Raw genomic sequence first — 18,689 nt, 5'->3', positions numbered from 1 at the left:
TCGCCTACATCGGCATGTGCCTCGTGGGCGGCGGAGTCGGCTTGCTGATCATCTTCGTGACAGGACCTTCCTTGCTCATGCCCTGCTGGTCGAGGAACTGCGACAACTGCCCGCGCACCTGCGCCAGCGACGGCCGGCGACCGGGCTCCGGGTCCATCGCCGCGAGCAGCAACCGGGCGTGCTTGCTGTTCTGCGGCAGCTTGGTGATCGGTTCGCCCTGCGCGGCGGCCATCAGCGAGGAGATCGGGTTCTCGCGGGAGCCGCGCGGCGGGTGACCCGTCAACGCGTAGGACACGGTCGCCGCCAGCTGCCACGAGTCCGACGCCGGGGACGCCGTCTCGCCACGGGCCGTTTCCGGGGCCAGGAAGTCCGGCGTGCCGACCATCATGCCGGTGGCGGTGAGGGTGCTGTCGCCCTTGGAGCGGGCGATGCCGAAGTCGATCAGGTGCGCGGTGCCCTGGTTGTCGACGATCACGTTGGACGGCTTCACGTCGCGGTGCAGCACACCGCGGTCGTGGGCCGCTGCCAGCGCGTCGGCCATGTTCAGCCACAGGCGGGCGGCGAGCTTGTCGTCGATCAGGCCGTTCTTCAGCACCGTCTCGGACAGCGACGCGCCCTCGATGTACTCCATGACCAGGGCGAGGCCGTCCGGGTCCTGGACGATGTCGAACACGCGCACGCAGTTCGGGTGGCGGACCGCGGCCAGCGCGCGGGCCTCGCGGAGCATGCGCGCCTCGGTCTCGTTGTCCGGGGCGTGCGCGAGCTTCACCGCGACCATGCGATCGAGTTGCTCGTCGGTGGCCAGCCAGACCGTGCCGAAGCCGCCGGAACCGAGCTGGCGGACGCGGCGGAACCGGCCGTTGCCGGGGTTCCAGACCTTGCCCGACTTCTGCACCGGCGCGGGTGACTCGGCGTTGGCCGCGCCCGGACCGAACGGCAGCGGGCCCGGCGTGTCCGCGAGCACCGCCGGATTCGACGGCTGCGGGGCCTGGGGCTGCGGCATGACCTCGGCGACGCGCGTCGGCGGGTACTGCCGCGGCGGCTGGTTCTGCGGGTGGTTCGACGGCTGCGGTTGCGGCTGCGTCACCGGTCTCATCGGCCGGTTCATCGGCGCCGGCTGGTACTTCGGCACCTGAGCCGGCTGGTACGGCGGTGGGTTCTGCCCCGGGTTCTGGGGCGGCGGCCGGTGGGCGGAGGCGTCGATCGGCTTGGTCGGCGCCTTCTTCTGCGGCTGACCAGGCGGAAGCTGCTTGTTCTGGTTCTGCGGCGTGCGCGCCACCGGCTGCGGTGGCGGCGAGTTCTGCGAGTTCCGGTCCTGGGACCGGTCGCGGCCGGGGCGGTTCAGCATGGCGGTAGTCAACCCGAAAATCCGCACGACGAGGGAGCCGATTATCGCAATCGGAAGAAACCCGAGAAGTACGTGCCCGACGAGCGTCACGGGGAATGCCGACGTCGTCACCAGCAGTACCAGGAACATCGGCCAGAACACCCGGCGCGGCCAGTTCGGCCCGAGCCGGAACGCCGAACCCGACTGCAGCATCACGAACAGCAGGCACAGCAGCGCGAGCGCCACGGTGATGCCGGCGGCGGCCAGGAACAGGGGCTGCTCGGTCGGCCGCTGGATCACGCGCAGGATCGACGGCGCCCCGTCGACCAGGTAGCTGCCCTGCGAGAACGAGCCGAAGCAGGTGTCCTGGTCCAGCGAGTCGGCGCCGGCAATGCGACGCTGGCCCAGCCCCTGGACGGTTCCGCGCATGATGAGCCACGGCAGCACCAGACAGCTGGCGACGCCGAGCACGGTGAAGATGGCACCGGTCACAGGTCCGTAGGAGTTGCCGACCACCCGGCGCACCGCGATGGACAGCAGCGCCCCGACCGTCGGGAACAACCCGAGCACCGCACCGAGCGCCGTGGTGGTCCACACCCAGTCACCGGGGCAGACACTGGCACCCACGAAGCCGTGCAGCCACGTGAGCAAGGACTCAGCGAGCCCCACGACTCACACCACCCCTTCCGAGATCACCCCCAGCCTAGGCGACCTGTCACCCTACGGTGCGTGATTGGTTTGCGGCGGATGCCACAGCAACCATTTCCTTGATCACCGCGTCATGACCCCCCGTCCGTCGCACGTTGAGCCTCTTGGCCCTTACACGTTGCGATGGACGGCTCCGTTGACAGAAGTCGTCCGCTCGGTGCGATTTGTTATCGAAGGCAGCACGAACGGACACCTGGCGAACGGGTGGCGAAAACGACGTCAGCCGCTGTTGACCTGGTGTTCGGAGAAGGTGCGGGAACCGCCGTGACCCGCCGACGCGCTGGACGTAGGCGCGGCCGGATCAGGCGCCACCGGCAGATCACCCAGGCCCGCGACGAACTCGACGGTCCACAGGTGCCGCGCGGCCGGGTCGCGCTCCGTGAAGGAGTCACCGGAACCGTAGGTGGCGACACGAGTGTTCTGCTGGTCGTACATCTCGACGGTGAACTGCGAGCCGACCAGGCCCTTCTCGCCGGCTGCGCAGAGCAGTTCCAGGCGGGCGCGGATCCACTGCGGCTCGGTGGCCGGGTCCGCTTCGAGCTCTTCGGAGACCGCGGTGCAGGACGTGCCGTGGGCACGGAAGGTCAGGGCGGCCCGGAAGACGACGAGCTCACCGGCCGTGCAGCCGGTGAGAACGCGTGCTTCTACAGCTGTCTCCGTGCTGGAGACGACAGGACGGGCGGCCGTGCACCGGGCGGTGGGGGCATCGGTCGACGCCGCTGCACCGCTGGAGGTGACGGCCACGAGTAATAACGCGGCGACCACAGATCTCATGAGAGAAAACTATTTGTGGACGCCGCGTTGTTCACTGAACTTCACCCCATAGATGGGTGAGCGCGAAACACCTCTTCTGCGGCGCGGAAAACCGTCAGTGGTCGTGATCGTGGTCGTGCTCCGCCGCGTACGGCTGATAGAGGTAGAACATCGTCACCGGTTCATCACCCGCGATCGTCTCGTGGTCGACGCCAGGCGGCACGAACGCGTACGAGCCGGCCGTCGCCTCGACCCCGCCGATGCTCACGGTGCCGTCGATGACCCACGTGTGCTGCGTCGCCGACGGATGGTTGTGCCCGACATCGCGCGCGCCCGGCGCCATCTGGATCAGGCCGACGATGGTGTCGCCGTTGGGCGACTTCCACAGCAGCTTGTTCTGCAGCCGTTCGTCGCCGTGCAGCGGGAACGACTTCAGCTGGGCGAGGGCTTCGGCGGACAGGACTGTGACCTTGTCCTGCGGCGCGTCGCTCATGGGTACAGCCTTTCGGGAGCCGAACGAGCTTACGGCCGTTATATAGACGAAAGTGCCGTCCGCATTACGACGGACGGCCTGGAATCACTCAGCTCGCACACACCACCGTGTACACCGATCGGGTTAACTGCGCCCACTTTCGACTCCGCTGCGTAACAACCTGGTCCGAATGCCGAAAGCCAACAGGACATCAGGTTCGGGGGCGGACGGAAGGCGAGCCTTTTGAAAACGATCACACGGGTGACGGCCGCACTGGTCAGCGCAGGTGTCGCACTGGGGCTGGCCGTCGCTGTGGCGGCACCCTCGAACGCGGCGGTGACCGACGGCTACTACAAGCAGCCGTTCGACGCGACGGTGTGGCGCGTCGACGGGGGCAACGCCCGAGCCATCAGCTTCGCCGAGTGGGAATCCGCTGGCTTCCCCGTGCCCGCCGACTCGCCGACGGACTACGTGAAGTACCCCTGGTCCGCCACCATCTACGCGGTCACGTTCTGGGGCGACGCGGAGTCGACGTGGGACTGGGACGCGCTGACCGCGCCGCAGTGGGGACAGGCCGGGTACCCCGCCCCGCGCACAGCGGGCTGGATCAAGGGCAGCACCTACTACCAGTGGGCCACCTCCAACGAACTCTTCGTCGCGGGCGCTGACGGAGTCCGCCACAAGCTCACCTACAACGAGTGGGCGGCCTCCGGTTTCCGCGCCTTCGACCGGCACTCCAACCAGGGCTTCCTGAAGCTGTCCTGGGCGCCGAACATCATGCGGATGACCGACCTCGCGAACGGCTCCGGCTACTCGATCGGCTACGGGGAGTGGAGCGCCGAAGCGTTCCCGACGCCACAGGTGGTGCAGCGGGTCGCGAACGACCAGTTCTACAAGTTCGGCAGCAGCCCCGCGATCTACTACAAGGGCCCCGCGTTCGAGCGCGCCATCAACTACCAGGAGTGGGTCGGCGCGGGCATGCCGTCGCCGGAGGTCCGCGTCCCCCCGAACCCGGGAAACAGCGTGGACTGCGCCAACTTCACCTACCAACGCGACGCACAGGCGTGGTTCGACCTCTACTACCCGTACTACGGCGACATCGCCGAACTCGACGGCGACAGGGACCGAGTGGCCTGCGAATCCCTGCCGTAGCAAGCGGCAACACCCTGACCAATTGACCGCCCAATGAAAGAGGCGGATTCCGACTTACCGGAATCCGCCCCTTTGGCGTTCATGCACTTTGCGGAGCTGGACCCCGACCCTCCGGGAAACCTACGGGGGTCCGGGGCTTGCCCCCGGCTGGGGTCTGGGGGCTCGGCCCCCAAAAGATACGCGGAACGCAAAACGGCGAGTGCTCATCACGAGCACTCGCCGTCAATTGCGTGGAGCTGAGGGGAATCGAACCCCTGACCTTCTCGATGCGAACGAGACGCGCTACCAACTGTGCTACAGCCCCTTGCCGTCTTACGTGGAGAACTATAGCAGTCCCGAGAGGGGGTGTTTCACCACCCCCACCCATGACCCACTACGCCCCGACAGCACCTCGGTACCGCAGCGACTCCAGTCCCTCTAACTCGACGAAGACCGGGTCCTCGTCGTCGGAGTCGACCGGGATGGTGCCCGGACGCACGTGGTGCTCGAAGCGCGGCAACGGCGGCAGCGCGGGCCTGTCCTCGACGACCTCGACCCTGGTGGTCGCGGGCTCCTCGGACACCACGGCCACCTGCCGTGGCAGGTCCGCGACGACTGCCGGGGTCTCCTGCTGCTGCGGGCCCGTCGCACGGCGGCGACGCACCTGCTGCAGGCGGGCGAGCCGGCGTGCGCGGATCTCCTCCTCGATCCGCACCTGCCGGCGCAGGTACGTCAGGTACCCGACGAGCAGCAGGTCGATCGCGGCGTGGCCGTACCAGAGCTTCGTGTAGAACACGCCGGCGACGACTCCCGACGCCACCGCGGCGACGAAGAGGAATGCCACCACTCTGCGGCGGAACGCGTACTTGGCCTGGGCGACCAGCGCGGCCGTCTCCGGGTCGTAGCCACCACGGCCACGCCGGAAGGGGCGCTCGACGTACTCCTCCTCGTCGAAGTAGTCGTCGTCGATGTCGTGGATGTCGTCGTACTCGGCGTCTGGCATGGCGTCGTACTCCTCCCCCACGCTGCGCGCGCTCTCCTGGCGCTTGCGAGCCATCATGGGGACGAGGACCACCAGCCAGGCGATGACCAGCGCAACGATGATCAGCGAACTCGGCATTCCCCGTACACCTCCCCCGGCCCACGCGTGGTGCTGTCAACCACGCTAGTCACAACAGTCACACCTGTCTCGGAGGCTCGCCGACTGCTGTACGTACGAAAGTGTGGTCTATCACCCACTTTCGGGGGAAGCGATTAGGACGAACGGAAGCAATCGTCAGGGAAGACGGGCCTCTCCGCGTGCGACCAAACGGCGCACTAGGCCATCCGGGACCTCTTCGGTCGTCAGCGCGAAGCAGAGGTGGTCGCGCCACTGCCCTGCAACATCCAGATAACGCTTGAAGAGGCCTTCCTCGCGGTAGCCGGACTTCGTCAGCACACGGATCGAGGGGCCGTTCTCGGGCCGCACGGTGGCTTCGAGCCGGTGCAGACCCGCGTCGCGGAAGGCATGGTCCGTGAGCAACGCGACGGCCGCCGTCGCGACCCCGCCACCTGCCCGGTCAGCGGCCACCCAGTAGCCGATCCACGCGGACAGCAGCGAGCCGCGCACGATGTTGCCGACGGTGATCTGACCTGCGACTTCGCCGTCCACGAGGATCATGAACGGCAGCGTGGTGCCACGCCGGGCCATGCCGCGCAACGACGACCACTGCGCGGGCCAGGACATCGTCGCGTTGCGCTCGTCCCAGCCCTCCTGCGCCGTGGGTTCCCACTGCTCGAGGTACGCGCGGTCGCGGATGCGCAGCCTGGACCACTTACCGCCGTCGAAGAGCCTCGGTCCGCGCAGCTCCACGGTTCCCGCGCGCACCTGGAGAGGCCCCAGCCGGACCGGCCAGCCGGGGTGTCTGCCCAGATCGGCGAAAACGCTCATCCACGCTGCGCTAGGAAGCTGACCAGCACCTCTTCACCGACGGAGACCTCGGTGACGTCCTCGTCGACCATGATCAGGCAGTTGGCCTCGGCCAGGGACGCGAGCAGGTGCGACCCGGACGTGCCGAGCGGCTGCACCAGGTACTCGCCGTTGTCCGCGTCGCGCAGCAGCTGGCCGCGCAGGAAGCCGCGACGACCCTTGGTCGACTGCAGCGGCGACAGCAGGCGTGCGCTGACGGCGCGGCGGTACGGGTTCTTCTTGCCCAGCGCGGCCCTGATCAGGGGCCTGACCAGCACCTCGAACACCACGAGCGCGCTCATCGGGTTCGCGGGCAGCAGGAACGTCGGCACGGCGTCCGGGCCGAGCCGGCCGAAGCCCTGGGCCGAGCCCGGGTGCATGCCGACGCGGGTGACGTCCATGTCGCCCAGGTCCGTGATCGCTGCCCTGACCTCGTCGCCGATCGTGCCGCCCACGCCGCCCGCGATGACGACGATCTCGGAGAGCAGCAGCCTGCCCTCGATCACCTCGCGCAGCCGGCGCGGGTCGGCCGACATGATGCCGACCCGGCTGACCTCGGCGCCCGCGTCCCGTGCGGCGGCGGCCAGCGCGTACGAGTTCACGTCGTAGACCTGGCCCTGGCCGGGCGTGCGGTCGACGTCGACGAGCTCCTCGCCGAGCGAGATGACGGACACGCGCGGACGTGGGTGCACGAGCACCTTGTTGCGTCCGACGGCGGCCAGCAGACCCACCTGAGCAGAACCGATGGACGCGCCGCGGCGCACGGCGACGTCACCGGTCTGCACGTCCTCGCCGGTGCGGCGGACGAACCCGGCGGACGGCACGCTGCGGTTGACCGTCACCTTGGCCTGGTGGCCGTCGGTGTAGCCGAGCGGCACGACCGCGTCGGCCAGGGTCGGCAGCGGAGCGCCGGTCGCGATCCGCACCGCCTGGCCGGGCTGCAGTCTGCGCGGCTGCCGGGAGCCGGCGGGGATCTCCCCCACGACCGGCAACTGCACCGGGCTCGCGTTCGCACCGGACACGTCGACGCTGCGCACCGCGTAACCGTCGACGGCGGCCTGGTCGAAGCCGGGCAACGCGCGCTCCGCGACGACCTCCTCGGCGCAGAGCAGGCCCTGCGACTCCGAGATCGCCACCCGCACGGGTGCGGGCCGCACCGCGGCCGCGATCACCCGAGCGAGCTGCTCGTCCACTGACCTCATGTGATTGGTCCTCGCGCTCAGGAGTTGTCGAGGCGTTCCCGCAACCACTCACGCAGATCGGGTCCGTACTCAGGGGTCTCGAGTGCGAAGTCAACCGCAGCCCGCAGGAATCCGGCGGGATTGCCGAGGTCGTGTCGCCCGCCGCGGTGGACCACGACGTGCACGGGGTGACCCTCGCTGATCAGCAAGGCGATGGCGTCGGTGAGCTGCAGCTCGCCGCCGGCACCCGGCGTGATGCGCTTGAGAGCGTCGAAGATCGCCCGGTCGAGGAGGTACCGGCCGGCCGCGGCGAACGTCGACGGCGCGTCCTCCGGCTTCGGCTTCTCGACCATGCCGACGACCTGCTTGACGTCGTCGTTGCCGGTGTCGCGGACGTCGAACACGCCGTACGCGGAGATCTGCTCGCGCGGGATGTCGAACGCCAGCAGAACGCTGCCGCCCTTCTCCTGCCGGACCTCCGCCATCTTCTTCAGCGCACCGGTCGGCAGGATGATGTCGTCGGGCAGCAGCACCGCGACGGCCTCGTCCTCGCCGGTCAGGTTGCCCTCGGCACAGCCGACGGCGTGACCCAGCCCGAGCGCCTGGTCCTGGATCGCGGTCTCGGCCTTGATCAGCCGCGGGGCGCGCCGGATCTTCTCGACCAGGTCGGTCTTGCCCTTGGCGGTCAGCGACTGCTCGAGGTCGGGGTTCTCGTCGAAGTAGTTCGCGACCGACGCCTTGGTCGGTGACGTCACGATCACCAGCTTCTTCGCGCCGGCCTCCGCCGCCTCGCGCGCCACGTACTCGATGGCGGGGGTGTCGACGAGGGGCAGCAGTTCCTTCGGCACGGCTTTGGTCGTGGGGAGGAAACGGGTGCCCAGACCGGCCGCGGGCACGATAGCGGTGTGGAAGGCGCTGCTCATGGGCTGCGATGCTAACGACATACCGAGGGATACCCACCATGACGTCCGATCTTCGTGACCGGAAGGCCACGCTGCGTTCACGGTTGCTGGCCGACCGGCGCTCTCTCCCCTCCGAGATCCGGGCGCTCGAGGCCGCCGCTTTGGCCGCCCACGTCGTCGCGCTGGACGTTTCGGCTGATCAGACGGTCTGCGCTTTCATCCCGGTCGGATCGGAGCCCGGCGACGCCTCGTGGCTCGACGGGCTGCGCTGCCGGGTGCTGCTACCGATCGTGACGGGTGACTCGCCGCTGGACTGGGCGGAGTACTCCGGGCCCTCGTCGCTGGCGCCCGCCGGGTTCAGGTTGCTGGAGCCGACCGGTCCGCGGCTCGGTGCCTCGGCGATCGCTGGAGCCTCGCTGGTGCTCGTGCCCGCGCTGGCCGTGTCGGTGTCCGGGGTGCGGATCGGGAAGGGCAAGGGGCACTACGACCGCTCGTTGTCGCTGGTCAAAGCCCCTTTGATCGGCGTCGTCCGGGACTGCGAGGTGCTCGCCGACGTGCCCGGTGAGCCTCACGACGTGAGGATGAACGGCGTGTTGACACCCTCTGTCGGCCTGCGCCGGCTGTGACATTGACCTGGGGTGTTTGCGCTCCGGGAAGGTCCTGGGCGAAAATCGTGTTGGCACTCACAACGGTCGAGTGCCAGAGCTAGGAGCAAACCCAGTGCCTACGTACCAGTACGCCTGCACCGCGTGTGAGCACCGGTTCGAGGCTGTGCAGTCGTTCAGCGACTCCTCCCTCACCGAGTGCCCCGAGTGCTCGGGCAAGCTGCGCAAGCTCTTCGGCGCCGTCGGCGTCGTGTTCAAGGGCAGCGGTTTCTACCGCACGGACAGCCGCTCGGGCTCGGCCAAGAGCACGTCGTCGGCCACGACGGCCTCCTCTTCGGACACCAAGCCGGCTTCCACACCGTCCTCGGACAAGAAGTCGTCTTCGGACTCCAAGGCCTCGACGAGCGCTCCGGCGGCTGCGGCCTCCTGAAGATCGCGAGTTGTCCACAACTTGGGGCTGAGCCCCGTTCGTCATGCCTCCGACCGTCCTACGGTCGGAGGCATGACGCTTTCCACGACCGTCCTGGACCGAGTTCGTTCGCTGTCGCGCCGTCGCCCTTCCGTTGCGTGGCGCCGTTTTCTCGCTCTGGGCCTGGCGTTGCTGGCCCTGTCGACGTTCTTCTGGCCCGACGTGGGCCATCCGGCGGTGGTCGCCTCCCGCGATCTGCCGGCGGGCACGTCGCTGTCGGCCGCCGACCTCCGGCTGGTCTCGTTGGTCTCACCCGTAGCGGGGACCTTCGCTGATTCCGGCGCGGTGCTCGGTCGCGCCCTGTCGTCGCCGGCGCGGGCGGGCGTCCCGCTGACGGACTTCGACCTCTCGGCCGTGGGCGAAGATCAGGCGGCGGTGGCCGTCCGGGTGGCTGACCAGGGTTTAGCCGGTGTCGTGCGGCTGGGCGACCGGGTCGACGTGGTGTCGGCGTCCGGCGAGGTGCTCGCGGAGAACGCGGCGGTGCGGGAGACGCGCGGCCAAGTCGTCGTCGTCACGTTGCCGAGACTTAATGCGACTCGGGTGGCCGCGATGTCACTGGATCATGCATTAGCCGTTACTCTCCGCTGATGCTGAAGGGATTCAAAGACTTTCTGATGCGCGGAAACGTCGTCGACCTGGCTGTCGCCGTGGTCATCGGCACTGCTTTCACCGCGATCGTCACCGCGTTCACCACGAGCCTCATCAAGCCGCTCATCAGCTCGCTGGGCAGCACCGAGACCAAGGGCCTCGGCTTCGAGATCAGGCCAGGCAAAACCGACACGTACGTCGACTTCAGCAACGTCATCAACGCCGCGATCAACTTCGTGATCGTGGCCGCTGTCGTCTACTTCGTCCTGGTGCTGCCGATCAAGAAGATCCAGGACCGCCGCAAGAGGGGCGAGGAGGCAGGCCCGGCCGAGCCGACGGACGTCGAGCTCCTGATCGAGATCCGCGACCTCCTCGCGGCTCAGCAGCAGACCACCCCGGTGCAGCAGAACACGGCACCGGACCGCCGCGGACCCGCGATCTGACCTCCACCCGTCCCCGCCGAGACGAAGCGCGCACCCGTCGCCCCAGCGCGGTCCCGCGCGCTTTGTCCCGGCACACAGTGCCCATCGAGTCGTTGGACCGCGCGCCTGGGGTTCGTGCCCGAGGACCGAGCCACACCGGCGAACTCCCCATGCCGGGCAGCACCCACCAGCCGTGTCCGCCGCGTGTCAGCCGCCGTGATGCGGCGGCCTGTTCTCGCGGTACCAGGACTCACGGTCCTCCGGGGAACCACCCGGACCACCGCGCTCGTCCGACGTCGTCTCCGGGAGCACGTCGCCGAACACCTCCGCCAACCGGCGACGACGCGCAACGGCGTCGTCGTCGGCCGGCTTCGGTGAATCACTCTTCGTCAAGACCGCTCAGCTGCTCGATCACGTAGGGCACCAACGCCGACAGGGTCGCCATGCCGTCGCGGACCGCGGAGCGCGACCCGGCGAGGTTGACGACCAACGTGCTGCCCGAGACGCCGGCGAGGCCGCGCGAGATGCCCGCGTCGACCGCGCCCGCGGCGAGGCCGGAGGCGCGGAGTGCCTCGGCGATGCCGTGGATCGGTCGGTCGAGCACGCCCTGCGTGGCGTCGGGGGTGACGTCGCGCGGGGACACGCCTGTGCCGCCCACGGTGACCACGAGGTCGACGCCACCGATGACGGCCGTGTTGAGAGCGGCCCGGATGTCGACCACCTCACCCTCGACCGCGACGGTGCCGTCGACGATGAAGCCCACTTCTTCCAGAAGTTCTGTGACGAGAGGCCCGGAGTTGTCGTCCTGCTCGCCGTGCGCCACCCGGTCGTCCACGATCACGACCAAAGCGCGGCCAAGGCGCTGCGCGCTGCGTTCCATACCGATCACCGTAGCGGGAGTCTGACTTCGAAGCGGCAGCCAGGACCGTGGTTCTGGACGTCGATTCTCCCGTGGTGGGCGTCGGCGAGGCCTCGTGCGATGGAAAGTCCCAGTCCCGCGCCCGACGGGTTGCGTGCCGTGGAGCCGCGGAAGCCCACGTCGAAGACCTGTGGCAGCACGTCATCGGGTATGCCGCCGCACGCGTCGTCCACCCTCACCACGGCCTCGGGTCCGTCCACATCGACCTGGACGGCCACCGTGCCGCCCTCCGGTGTGTGGCGGATGGCGTTCGACACAAGGTTGCGCACGACACGCATCAGTTCCGGATCGGAGCCTCGGACGACCGGCCACGAGCGAGCGTCCGCGCGCAACTCGACGCCTTCGCGCGAGGCGACCGGTCGCGAGGCGGCGACCACGTCGCTGACCACGTCGGCCAGTGCCACGTCGTGCATCGGCAGGTTCAGCGCGCCCGCGGTGATCCGCGAGAGCTGGAAGAGGTCGTCCACCAGCTTCGCCAGGTGGTCGGCTTCGTGGGCGATCTGCTTGGCGTAGACGGCGACCTCGCCCGGTTCCGAGACGACGCCGTCCTCCAGCGCCTCGGTCATCGCCCGGATCCCGGCCAGCGGCGTCCGCAGGTCGTGGGAGATCCACGCGACCAGCTGCCGGCGGGACGCCTCCGCCTCGCGCTCCCACATCGTCCGCCGCGCGATGGCCCGGCCGAGCATGATCGAGAACGGCACGGTCACCGCTCCGACCAGCGCGCAGGCCACGAGAGCCGCGTTGAGCATCGGCGTGAACATGAACTGGCTGACCACGAGCACCCCGGCGATGGTCGCCACCACCGGCACGATGACCATGACGGTCATCGCGGTGGTCAGCGACACGCGGCTCAGCCTGTCGAACACGGGTCGTACCGGTAGCCGACGCCCCAGACGGTGCTGAGGCGGCGGGGCTTCGCGGGGTCTTCCTCGATCTTCTCCCGCAACCGTCGCACGTGGACGGTCACGGTCGACTGGTCGCCGAATTGCCAGCCCCACACGCGTTCCAGCAGCTCCGCGCGCCCGAACGCCTTGCCCGCGTTGCCGATGAAGAACGCCAGCAGGTCGAACTCGCGGGTGGTCAGCTGCAACGGCCGCCCGTCCAGGGTCGCGGTGTGCGCGGCCACGTCGAGGACCAGGTTCCCGTCCCGCACCACCCGCGGCTCGTAGGCCCGGTGCGCCCGCCGCAGCACCGACGAGACGCGCAACGCCAGCTCACGCGGGCTGAAGGGCTTCGTGACGTAGTCGTCCGCGCCGATCTGCAACCCGGCGATGCGGTCTTCCTCCTCGCCCAGCGCCGTCAGCATGACGACGGGCGTGCTGCCGCGTTCCCGGATCCGCCGGCACACCTCGAGGCCGTCGATGCCGGGCAGCATCAGGTCCAGCACCACGATGTCCGGCTCCTGCGCGGCCATCAGCCGCAGCGCCTGCTCACCGTCGCCGGCCAGTTCGACCTCGTACCCGGCGTGTTCGAGGTAGCGGCGCACCACGTCGCGCACCGTCGTGTCGTCGTCGACGACCAGCACCCGTTCCACCACGTCACCACGCTAAGCCAAGAACACCCGCGGGGCCCGCATCGTCACACGGACGTAAGAAGAGGCCCCGACCTGTGTGCGGGGCAGGTGCGCACAGGCAGAGGCCTCTCCGGGGTCGTCACGACCGGGTTTCTGGCGGGCGGCGGATGCCAGAAACCCAGTCGTCCCCCGACCTATCCCACCTCGACGCCGTCGAGGGTGGCTTCCACCGTCCTGTTGTCGGACAGCGTGATCGTGACCTTGTCGCCGGGTGCCTTGGACCGCACGGCGGCGACCAGCGTGTCCGACTCGTCGATGCGGCGGTCGGCGAACTTCGTGATCACGTCACCGGCCTTGAGCCCGGCCTTCTCGGCCGCGCCACCGGAGGTGATCTCGGAGATCCTGGCGCCCTGCTCGGTCGACTCGACCTTCACGCCGAGCACGGTCTGCTTGGGCTTGCCGCTCTTCACGATCTCGTCGATCGTGCGGCGCGCCTGGTCCATCGGGATCGCGAAGCCGATGCCGACGGAACCGGCCTGGCCCTGTCCCTGGCTCGGGCTGTAGATCGCGGAGTTGATGCCGACGACCTGGCCCTGCATGTTCACCAGCGGCCCGCCCGAGTTGCCGGGGTTGATCGCGGCGTCGGTCTGGATGGCGTTGAGCACGGTGGCCTGCGAGTTCGACCCCCGGTCACCGCCGGCGGAGACCGGGCGGTTCACCGAGCTGACGATGCCCGAGGTGACGGTGCCGGACAGTTCGAACGGCGAGCCGATCGCCACGACGGCCTGGCCGGTCTTCATGTCGCCGGAGTTGCCGAGCTGCACGACCGGCAGGCCGGAGACGCCGTCGGCCTGGATGACCGCGATGTCGGAGCTCGGGTCGCGGCCGAGGATCTTGGCGGACGCCGTCCGGCCGTCGTGGAAGACGACCTTGATCTCGCCACCGGCGGCGGCACCCTCGATGACGTGGTTGTTCGTCACGATCTGACCGTTGCCGGAGATGATGAACCCGGAGCCCTCGCCGGCGCCGGAACGCGTCGTGACCTGGATCTGGACGACGGACGGCAGCAGCTTGTTCGCCACGTCCTCGACCGAGCCCGCCGGGGCGTTGGAGGCCTGCGAGGCCGGGCGGGGCGAGTCGAGCGAGCTCACGGACGACGAGTCGTTCGCGAAGTTGTAGCCCAGGTAGCCGCCGAGGCCACCGGAGATCCCGCCCACGATCAGCACGAGGGCGGCGACACCAGCCACGACCTTCCCGCGGCCCTTGGGGCGCGGCTGGGCGGACGGCGGCGGGAAGCCGGGCGGGAGGTAGTACTGACCCGTCTGAGGCCCCTGCTGCGGCGCTGCGAACGGAGTGGAGGGCGTCCCGGTGTGCTGCTGTGCGAACGGGCCCGAGTGCGGTCCGGAGGCCGGTTCCGCGCCGAACTGCGCGGTCGTGGCACCGGGGCCGAGCGGGTGAGGTTGGCCGGACCCTGAAGGGGGAAGCTGCTGGCCGGGTCCGGACCCGCCGAGCTGCGTCTGGCCCGCGTCAGGTGAGGGCACCTGCGGCTGGGCCGAAGTGAAGGAGGCGGGCACGTCGCCCAGGCCGTGAGGAGCGTCGTAAGCCCCAGCCTGGCCGGATCCCCCCTGCAAAGGATCCGGCTGGCCGGGTTCCGGCAGCGACGGGCCCTGCACCCGCGCGCCGGAGTCTGTCTGACCGGCGCTGGAGGGCACGGAGGTGGGCTCTTCCGGCTGCTGCGCTGGCTTGTCGCTCTCGGTCATGGACCTAGTGTGTCGGCCCGTCCTGAGAGAACCCTTAACTGAGCCTGGGAGCTACTTGTGTGTTCCCCGGAGGCGCTCGGCGATCTGTTCCGGGGTCACGTCGTTGATCCACACGGCCTCACCGGACTCGGAGCCCGCGAGGTACTTGAGCTTGTCCTTCGTCCGGAGCACCGAGAAGACCTGCAGGTGCAGCCACATCTCTTCCCGGCCGACGTTGACCGGCGCCTGGTGCCACGCGGCGATGTAGGGCAACGGCCGGTCGTACAGCGCGTCCAGCCGGTGCAGCACCTTCAGGTAGAGCGACGCGAAGTCGTCACGCTCCACTGAGGACAGTGCGGCGATGTCGGGCACCTGCCGCCGTGGCGCCAGCACGACCTCGACGGGCCAACGGGCGGCGGCGGGCACGAACGCCACCCAGTGCGGGGACTCCTCGATCACGCGCGCGCCCGCGCGAAGCTCGGCCTCCAGCACGTCACCGAACAACGGCCGCCCATGCTCCGCGTGGTACGCCAGAGCCGCGTCGAGCATCCGTTCGGTACGAGGCGTCACGAACGGGTACGCGTAGATCTGGCCGTGCGGGTGCGAGAGCGTCACGCCGATCTCTTCGCCGCGGTTCTCGAACGGGAAGACCTGCTCGACCCCTGGCAACGTTGACAAGAAGGCGACACGGTCCGCCCACGCGTCCACGACGGTGCGCACGCGCGACTCGGAAAGCTCGCCGAACGACTTGTTGTGGTCCGAGGTGAAGCACACGACCTCGCACCGCCCACGCCCCGGTGCGCGCGCGAACAGCGCCTCACCATCCACAGTGGACGGCACGTCCGGCACGTTCTGCGCCAGCGAAGGGAATCTGTTCTCGAACACCACCACGTCGTACTCGGCCTCGGGGATCTCCGTGGGCCGGCCCGGCGTCGACGGGCACAGCGGGCAGAGATCCGCCGGCGGCTTGTACGTGCGCGTCTGGCGATGAGCCGCCATGGCGACCCACTCGCGGGTCAACGGGTCCAGCCGGACTTCGGACATCGGCTGGGTCTCCGGGAGGTCCCGGGTGTCCACCGCGACTCTCGGTGGCGCCTCAGCGCTGTCGTCGAAGTAGATGATCTCCCGGCCGTCCGCCAGCTTCCCCGCGGTACGCCTCACGCCAACTCCTCGCCACTTCCCGGAACATGAGCCAACACCAACTCGCCGACCTGCTCGGAGAGGATCGCCCGCGCGTCGTCCGGCAAACCCTCGTCCGTCACCAGGACGTGCGCCTCGTCGAGGTCGGCGATCGTGGAAATGCCCACGGTGCCCCACTTCTCGTGGTCCGCGACCACGACGACGCGGCCTGCCGCGTCGACGAGCGCGCGGTCCGTCTCGCTCTCGTTGAGGTTCGGGGTGGTGAAGCCGGAGCGCTCGGCCATGCCGTGCACGCCCAGGAACACCACGTCCAGATGCAGCGATCGCAACGCCTGCACGGCCACGGGGCCCACCAGCGCGTCGGACGGCGTGCGCACGCCACCGGTCAGCACGACCGTGCGGTCCGTGCGCCCGCTCTGCTGCAGCACGTCCGCGACGCGGATCGAGTTCGTCACGACGGTCAGGTCCGGGATGTCGTCGAGGAACCGCGCCAACGTCCACGTGGTCGTGCCGGCGGACAGGCCGATGGCCGTGCCGGGGCGCACGAGGCCCGCTGCCGCCGCCGCGATCGCTTCCTTTTCGGGCAACTGCCGCACCGACTTGGCCTCGAACCCGGGCTCGTCGGTCGAGCGCCCGACGACGGACGTCGCACCGCCGTAGACCTTCTCCACGAGGCCGCGCGCGGCGAGCACGTCGAGATCGCGGCGCACGGTCATGTCCGAGACGCCGAGGCGCACGACGAGGTCGCTGACGCGCACCGCACCCGTACGACGGACCTCTTCGATGATTACCGCTTGCCGTTGACGTGCCAGCACCTCACACCTCTTCCCTGAGGACGACGACGTCCCCGGCGCGCACGGTGAGGCGTCCGGAGACCTGCGTGCCGGACAACACGTCGACGCCGGACGCTTCGATCTCCACGTCGGCGCCGGTGTGGTTGACGGCGAAGAGGAACGATACGTCGCCCCTGCGCCGCACGAGCTCAATCGGCGAAGGCGACACCACAACGCCCGCACTGGAAAGCGCGTTTTCCACCGTTCGGCCGAGACCGCCCCCGTCAAGATCACACGCCACGTACCAGGCGACACCGTTGCCGAACGCGTTGCGTGTCACCGCCGCGACGCCAGGCAACGGCCCGTCGGCATAGGAGACAACGGTGTCAGCGGTCCGAGTGTGCAGGTGCTCCGTCCACAACGAGGCGGTCGAGCCGTCTGTCAGCGAGACCGTCTCGTCCTCCCGCAGCGGGTGGAACTCCTCGGACCACACGCCCAGCACGTCGCGGAACGCGCCGGGGTACCCGCCGAGCCGGATGCGCGGGTGCTGGTCGGCGACGCCCGACAGGTACGTGACGACGACATGACCGCCGCCCGCCACGTAGTCCGCGACGACGGCGGCGTGCGCGTCGGACACCGCGTAGAACGCCGGCACGACCACCAGCGAGTACGCCGAGAGGTTCGTGCCCGGCGCCACGAAGTCGACCGTGACACCGGCGTTCCACAGCGCCTTGTAGTACCCGAGGACGTGCTGCCAGTAGTCGAAGTCGTTCGTCGGGTGGGCGTCCTGGCGCAGCGCCCAGCCCGACTGGAAGTCGAACAGGATCGCGACGGAGGCGTCCACAGTGGAACCGATGATCTCGGCGAGCTTCGCGTACTCGGCGCCGACCTCGCAGACCTCGCGGTACACCTTGGTGTCCGTGCCGGCGTGCGGGACCATCGCCGAGTGGTAGCGCTCGCTGCCGCCGCGCGACTGCCGCCACTGGAAGAACAACGTGCCGTCCGCACCGCGGGCGATGTTCTGGAACGAGTTCCGCCGCTGCTCGCCCGGCAGCTTGGCGATGTTGCGCCGCTGCCAGTTCACCGCGGACGTCGAGGCCTCCATGAGCAGCCACGGCTTGCCGCCCGCTAGGCCGCGCACGAGGTCCGCCGACATCGCGAGCTCGATGTGCTTGTCCGGCGACTGGCCCTCGGTGTAGTGGTCGTTCGAGACGAAGTCGACCTCGCGGGCCCACTTCCAGTAGTCCAGGTCGCCGAACGTCCAGTTGACCATGAAGTTCGTGGTGATCGGCACGCCCGGCGTGATCATGCGCAGCACGTCCCGCTCGGCCTTGTACAGCTCCAGGATCGCGTCGTCGGAGAACCTGTCGTAGTCCAGCACGTGCGCCGGGTTCTGGAACGTCGGCGTCACGCGCGGGGGCAGGACCTGCGCGAGGTCGGTGTAGCCCTGGCTCCAGAACGCCGTCGACCACGCGTCGTTGAGCTGGTCGAGCGTGTAGCGGGCGGCCAGCCACTCGCGGAACGAGGCCGCGCACGTGTCGCAGTAGCAGCGCTTCACGTGGCACGCGTACTCGTTGCCGACGTGCCAGGCGGCCAAAGCCGGGTGGTCGCGGTAGCGAGAGGCCATCTCGGCGGCGAGCGCCGTCGCCCGGTCGCGGTAGATGGGTGACGACGGGCAGTACGCCTGCCGTGAGCCGTGGGAGAGCCGCACGCCGTCCGCGCGGACGGGCAGCATCTCGGGGTACTCGGTGGTGAGCCACGGCGGGGGCGCGGCGGTCGCGGTCGCGAGGTCGACGCGGATGCCGCCGGCGTGCAGCAGGTCCATCACGCGGTCGAGCCACTCGAACCGGTACTCGCCCTTGCTGACCTCGATCTTCGCCCAGCTGAAGATGCCCAGGCTGACCATGGTGACGCCGGCGCGCCGCATGAGCTCGACGTCCTCGGCCCAGACGTGTTCGGGCCACTGCTCGGGGTTGTAGTCAGCTCCCCAGCCGAGCCCTGGCAGGTCCGTTGGCCATGTCGTCACGAGCGCAAGCGTGGCCGACAACAACCCCCAACGTCAACACAAGCAAACACAACTCTGCGTTCGGGTCTGTTCG

Annotated in this window: 20 protein-coding genes and 1 tRNA gene; 5 read left to right on the top strand and 16 right to left on the bottom strand. The window is 69.2% G+C overall.

The genetic code is table 11. The features are described 5' to 3' along the window. Window positions 1–4: 4 nt before the first annotated feature. From PV646_RS14510 to PV646_RS14500, 3 genes are all read right to left on the bottom strand, one after another. Window positions 5–1,996: a serine/threonine-protein kinase gene (locus tag PV646_RS14510; protein ID WP_500341925.1), complete on the bottom strand. Its 1,992-nt coding sequence runs from the start codon at window positions 1,994–1,996 to the stop codon at window positions 5–7. 258 nt (window positions 1,997–2,254) lie between these two features. Next, on the bottom strand, window positions 2,255–2,809 hold the full coding sequence (locus PV646_RS14505; RefSeq protein WP_500341924.1) for a hypothetical protein: 555 nt from the start codon (window positions 2,807–2,809) through the stop codon (window positions 2,255–2,257). A gap of 94 nt (window positions 2,810–2,903) precedes the next feature. Continuing rightward, complete coding sequence (locus tag PV646_RS14500; RefSeq protein WP_500341923.1) at window positions 2,904–3,281, bottom strand: cupin domain-containing protein; 378 nt, start codon at window positions 3,279–3,281, stop codon at window positions 2,904–2,906. Window positions 3,282–3,521: 240 nt separating this feature from the next. On the opposite strand from PV646_RS14500, the gene PV646_RS14495 reads away from it, so the two are divergent. Continuing rightward, entirely contained in the window at window positions 3,522–4,412 is an 891-nt protein-coding gene (locus tag PV646_RS14495; RefSeq protein ID WP_500341922.1) for a hypothetical protein, read from the top strand. A 231-nt stretch (window positions 4,413–4,643) separates the two neighbouring features. Here the strand turns inward: PV646_RS14495 and PV646_RS14490 are convergent. From PV646_RS14490 to PV646_RS14470, 5 genes are all read right to left on the bottom strand, one after another. Beyond that, window positions 4,644–4,716, bottom strand: a tRNA-Ala gene (locus tag PV646_RS14490). 69 nt (window positions 4,717–4,785) lie between these two features. After that, entirely contained in the window at window positions 4,786–5,511 is a 726-nt protein-coding gene (gene sepX / locus PV646_RS14485; RefSeq protein WP_500341921.1) for a divisome protein SepX/GlpR, read from the bottom strand. Between the two features lie 156 nt (window positions 5,512–5,667). Further along, entirely contained in the window at window positions 5,668–6,321 is a 654-nt protein-coding gene (locus tag PV646_RS14480) for a GNAT family N-acetyltransferase (protein WP_500341920.1), read from the bottom strand. After that, window positions 6,318–7,541 carry a molybdotransferase-like divisome protein Glp gene (glp, locus tag PV646_RS14475; protein ID WP_500341919.1) on the bottom strand — a complete coding sequence of 408 codons (1,224 nt, stop codon included), beginning with the start codon at window positions 7,539–7,541 and terminating at the stop codon, window positions 6,318–6,320. The genes PV646_RS14480 and glp overlap by 4 nt, the downstream gene beginning before the upstream one ends. Before the next feature lie 17 nt (window positions 7,542–7,558). Continuing rightward, window positions 7,559–8,443, bottom strand: a complete 885-nt coding sequence (locus tag PV646_RS14470) for a UTP--glucose-1-phosphate uridylyltransferase (protein WP_500341918.1) — start codon at window positions 8,441–8,443, stop codon at window positions 7,559–7,561. Window positions 8,444–8,481: 38 nt separating this feature from the next. Between PV646_RS14470 and PV646_RS14465 the strand changes: the two genes are divergently transcribed. From PV646_RS14465 to mscL, 4 genes are all read left to right on the top strand, one after another. Beyond that, window positions 8,482–9,048 (top strand): 5-formyltetrahydrofolate cyclo-ligase, encoded by a 567-nt coding sequence (locus PV646_RS14465; RefSeq protein WP_500341917.1) that lies wholly within the window; start codon window positions 8,482–8,484, stop codon window positions 9,046–9,048. Window positions 9,049–9,142: 94 nt separating this feature from the next. After that, window positions 9,143–9,457, top strand: a complete 315-nt coding sequence (locus PV646_RS14460) for an FmdB family zinc ribbon protein (protein ID WP_500341916.1) — start codon at window positions 9,143–9,145, stop codon at window positions 9,455–9,457. Between the two features lie 72 nt (window positions 9,458–9,529). After that, on the top strand, window positions 9,530–10,084 hold the full coding sequence (locus tag PV646_RS14455) for an SAF domain-containing protein (protein ID WP_500341915.1): 555 nt from the start codon (window positions 9,530–9,532) through the stop codon (window positions 10,082–10,084). 26 nt (window positions 10,085–10,110) lie between these two features. After that, window positions 10,111–10,527, top strand: a complete 417-nt coding sequence (mscL, locus tag PV646_RS14450) for a large conductance mechanosensitive channel protein MscL (RefSeq protein WP_500341914.1) — start codon at window positions 10,111–10,113, stop codon at window positions 10,525–10,527. Window positions 10,528–10,713: 186 nt separating this feature from the next. Here mscL and PV646_RS14445 read toward each other — a convergent pair whose 3' ends face one another. From PV646_RS14445 to PV646_RS14410, 8 genes are all read right to left on the bottom strand, one after another. Continuing rightward, window positions 10,714–10,899 (bottom strand): hypothetical protein, encoded by a 186-nt coding sequence (locus PV646_RS14445; RefSeq protein WP_500341913.1) that lies wholly within the window; start codon window positions 10,897–10,899, stop codon window positions 10,714–10,716. Next, entirely contained in the window at window positions 10,886–11,386 is a 501-nt protein-coding gene (locus tag PV646_RS14440; protein ID WP_089909148.1) for a MogA/MoaB family molybdenum cofactor biosynthesis protein, read from the bottom strand. Before PV646_RS14440 ends, PV646_RS14445 begins: the two co-directional genes overlap by 14 nt. Before the next feature lie 5 nt (window positions 11,387–11,391). Further along, window positions 11,392–12,270 (bottom strand): sensor histidine kinase, encoded by an 879-nt coding sequence (locus PV646_RS14435; RefSeq protein WP_500341912.1) that lies wholly within the window; start codon window positions 12,268–12,270, stop codon window positions 11,392–11,394. Between the two features lie 5 nt (window positions 12,271–12,275). Further along, window positions 12,276–12,962, bottom strand: a complete 687-nt coding sequence (locus tag PV646_RS14430) for a response regulator transcription factor (RefSeq protein ID WP_229694225.1) — start codon at window positions 12,960–12,962, stop codon at window positions 12,276–12,278. A gap of 170 nt (window positions 12,963–13,132) precedes the next feature. Further along, complete coding sequence (locus PV646_RS14425; protein ID WP_500341911.1) at window positions 13,133–14,698, bottom strand: S1C family serine protease; 1,566 nt, start codon at window positions 14,696–14,698, stop codon at window positions 13,133–13,135. Window positions 14,699–14,749: 51 nt separating this feature from the next. Continuing rightward, the gene (gene galT, locus PV646_RS14420) at window positions 14,750–15,838 is read right to left on the bottom strand and encodes a galactose-1-phosphate uridylyltransferase (protein WP_500341910.1); all 1,089 of its coding nucleotides are present in this window, start codon (window positions 15,836–15,838) and stop codon (window positions 14,750–14,752) included. After that, on the bottom strand, window positions 15,835–16,632 hold the full coding sequence (locus tag PV646_RS14415) for a DeoR/GlpR family DNA-binding transcription regulator (RefSeq protein ID WP_065914902.1): 798 nt from the start codon (window positions 16,630–16,632) through the stop codon (window positions 15,835–15,837). Before PV646_RS14415 ends, galT begins: the two co-directional genes overlap by 4 nt. Before the next feature lies 1 nt (window position 16,633). Beyond that, window positions 16,634–18,616, bottom strand: a complete 1,983-nt coding sequence (locus PV646_RS14410) for a beta-galactosidase (RefSeq protein ID WP_500341909.1) — start codon at window positions 18,614–18,616, stop codon at window positions 16,634–16,636. Between the last annotated feature and the right edge of the window lie 73 nt (window positions 18,617–18,689).

Origin of the sequence: Streptomyces sp. ID05-26A, from assembly GCF_033794685.1 — a bacterium.
GTDB lineage: Bacteria > Actinomycetota > Actinomycetes > Mycobacteriales > Pseudonocardiaceae > Lentzea.
The sequence above is the reverse complement of the archived record's forward strand: the minus strand, read 5'-3'. Positions and strand labels throughout refer to the sequence as shown.

Excerpts from the sequence above, each read along its gene's own strand:
- PV646_RS14505 (WP_500341924.1), bottom strand. The coding sequence starts at position 2,809 with ATGAGATCTGTGGTCGCCGCGTTATTACTCGTGGCCGTCACCTCCAGC.
- PV646_RS14500 (WP_500341923.1), bottom strand. The coding sequence starts at position 3,281 with ATGAGCGACGCGCCGCAGGACAAGGTCACAGTCCTGTCCGCCGAAGCC.
- sepX (WP_500341921.1), bottom strand. The coding sequence starts at position 5,511 with ATGCCGAGTTCGCTGATCATCGTTGCGCTGGTCATCGCCTGGCTGGTG.
- PV646_RS14480 (WP_500341920.1), bottom strand. The coding sequence starts at position 6,321 with ATGAGCGTTTTCGCCGATCTGGGCAGACACCCCGGCTGGCCGGTCCGG.
- glp (WP_500341919.1), bottom strand. The coding sequence starts at position 7,541 with ATGAGGTCAGTGGACGAGCAGCTCGCTCGGGTGATCGCGGCCGCGGTG.
- PV646_RS14470 (WP_500341918.1), bottom strand. The coding sequence starts at position 8,443 with ATGAGCAGCGCCTTCCACACCGCTATCGTGCCCGCGGCCGGTCTGGGC.
- PV646_RS14465 (WP_500341917.1), top strand. The coding sequence starts at position 8,482 with ATGACGTCCGATCTTCGTGACCGGAAGGCCACGCTGCGTTCACGGTTG.
- PV646_RS14455 (WP_500341915.1), top strand. The coding sequence starts at position 9,530 with ATGACGCTTTCCACGACCGTCCTGGACCGAGTTCGTTCGCTGTCGCGC.
- mscL (WP_500341914.1), top strand. The coding sequence starts at position 10,111 with ATGCGCGGAAACGTCGTCGACCTGGCTGTCGCCGTGGTCATCGGCACT.
- PV646_RS14440 (WP_089909148.1), bottom strand. The coding sequence starts at position 11,386 with ATGGAACGCAGCGCGCAGCGCCTTGGCCGCGCTTTGGTCGTGATCGTG.
- PV646_RS14425 (WP_500341911.1), bottom strand. The coding sequence starts at position 14,698 with ATGACCGAGAGCGACAAGCCAGCGCAGCAGCCGGAAGAGCCCACCTCC.